A 2,496-nucleotide genomic window follows, 5' to 3' on the forward strand; every position below is an offset into this window, starting at 1 on the left:
CCCGGCTTATTCATGAGGCCGACCTGAAAACGAAGATGGCGAGAGGTTTTCTCTTGTAGAATCAGGATGTTCCTGCCAGAACACGATTCAAGAGGACCACTCGCCATGGGTGAAAGCCTATCCACCTGGACGCCCTCATGCAACGGCTCTGTCCGTGTTGAGCTGAGCGGCCAGCGCACCACCAGCGACAGCGGCGCCCTGCTGCTGCGTGAAGCCCTCGACAACAGCGGCGTGATCGAGGCGCTGGAAGACAATCTGGTCGATCGACGCCACCCGCTGCGCATCCGTCATTCGCTGGCCAGCCAGTTGCGTACCTTGGTGCTGCAGCGTGCGATGGGCTGGATCGATCTCAGCGATACCGACACGCTGCGCCGTGACCCGCTTTGGCAGTTGGCCTGCAGCGATGCACGCGGCATGACACCCCTGGTCCAGGACCGGCCGTCTCAAGCCACGCTGTCGCGGCTGCTGAGCTGCCTCGGTCGTAACGACAATATCGATGCCGTGCACGAAGGCCTGTTGCGGCTGGTGGTCTGGCGCCTGACCTCGCTGCAGAACGGTGAACGTCCCAAACAGCTGACGCTGGACATCGATGGCCTGCCGATCGAGGTGCATGGCCATCAGGGCGGGTCGGCCTATCATGGCCTTTACGGGGCCCGCATCTACTCGCCGCTGGTCGCATCGTTGGCGGAGACCGGCGACATGGTGGGCGGCCTGCTGCGCGAGGGCAACGCCGGCCCGGCAGAGAACGCCGACACCTGGATCCCGCATCTGGTACGACGACTCAACGAGAGCACCGGGGCACAGGTTCGTGTGCGCATCGACGCCGGTTTTACCGATAACGCGACGCTGGAGGCCCTGGAGGATCGGGAGATCGAATACCTGGGCCGGTTGCGCAGTCACACCGGTCTACAGAAGCTGGCAGCACCGCTCCTGAAGCGGCCACCCGGCCGGCCACCCGAGCAGCCTCGCGAGTGGTGCCACGATCTGGAGTACCAAGCCGGCTCCTGGTCGGCACCGCGGCGCGTAGTGCTGGTGGTGCAGGAACGCCCCGATGACCTGCTGCTGCATGCCTTCTTCCTGGTCACCAACCTCAGCAAGTTCGACTGGCCGCCAGAGAAGGTCCTAGCACTCTATCGCAAGCGCGGCAGCGCCGAGGCGCACATGGGCGAGGTGAAATCAGCACTCGACGTGCATCTCTCCTCGACCGACCGCGGCGCTTCCACCGTTCAAGAGGTGATGGCCCGCAACGAAGTGAGTCTGCTACTGAGTCTCTACGCCTACCAGGTCCTGCATGGCCTGCGCTGCCTGCTGGAGCGGCAGACCCGGCAAGGCTGGAGCCTCAGCCGGATGCGCGAGCAGGTGCTGAAGGTCGCCGCCACGCTGAGGCTGCACGCTCGGCGAATCACCGTTCATCTGGGGGCCGCCGCCGACAAGTGGTGGCCGACGCTGCTGAAGGGGCTGCCGAAGCTGACCGCACTGAGCTGACGCTCCTGCGAGACCACCACAGCATCAGAAAGCGAGCGACCGGAGCGGCGGTCGGCGATCACGGCTGCTTGGACGGTCGCAATTGATTCCAAAGAGCTATAAGTAAGTAGGAAAAGGGCTGCGTTCTGGCATTACTCAACAGCCACTCGCGCTGAAGATGCGAATCCTGATAAGCAATGCCAACAGCCAGTACCTTCAGACCGCTCAATCAGCGCCCTCGTGAATAAGGCGGGCTGAAGGCAGAACGAGATTACTATGATTTTGGTGATCTCGGCGATTATCCTGATGACATGTACCTCGGATATCACATGAAATGATATATATTCTGCACTAGTTCCATATAGGTAGCTCAGAGATCAAAATAGTTCAGCACTTATTTTTTGGTCATGCCAAGCTTGTGTTTTAACCAAGTGGATATGACTATGAAAACACCATTACAGTACTTATACAGCCTTAAATCCTCTACGGGTACGCTGTCTTGGCCCATGTGTAATCGCGTTAATTCGGAGCTGATTAAAATGGAGGCTGCCATGATTCCAGCAGATCAAATCGAAAATCTCCGCCAATACTTGTGCTCCGTACTCGTATATGAGTCGTCCTCATCACCGACAAAGGCTAAAAGCACAGTACCAAGGGCTTGTGAGTTGCAATGCTTAACAAGTCAAGCCACGCGGACGCCAAAACCACTGCGCGGTTTCGGCGCCGGTGCTTGAGGCGTTATATTTCAAGAGTATCGAGGCTTCAATGAGTTCAGAGCTAGGAGTCTGCGCGGCAGAAGTGTTTTGAGCAATTGCCTCCGCCGCGCCGAATCACGGTTGTGCCCGAGAGTATATGCGCAGTATCCAACCGGATAGAGTCACGATTTTCTGTCTAGGCAATCAAGACGGTTATAGGCAAGTTCACAACCGTAGCCCGACCACTCAGCACGGCCCGGCACGCCGCCTCAGATTGCCTATGTCAGCCTCATCAGCGAACTCATCCGCCTGAGGTTAAGCGACAGGCAGACCAGAT

1 protein-coding gene is annotated in these 2,496 nt (G+C 58.7%); it reads left to right on the plus strand.

Annotated elements, in window-relative coordinates; all coding sequences use genetic code 11:
* Positions 1–66: 66 nt before the first annotated feature.
* The gene (locus tag C7H09_RS07855) at positions 67–1,485 is read left to right on the plus strand and encodes an IS1380-like element ISPsp9 family transposase (RefSeq protein WP_076611315.1); all 1,419 of its coding nucleotides are present in this window, start codon (positions 67–69) and stop codon (positions 1,483–1,485) included.
* Positions 1,486–2,496 lie beyond the last annotated feature (1,011 nt).

It is taken from the genome of Marinobacter fuscus (assembly GCF_003007675.1).
Taxonomy (GTDB): Bacteria; Pseudomonadota; Gammaproteobacteria; order Pseudomonadales; family Oleiphilaceae; genus Marinobacter; species Marinobacter fuscus.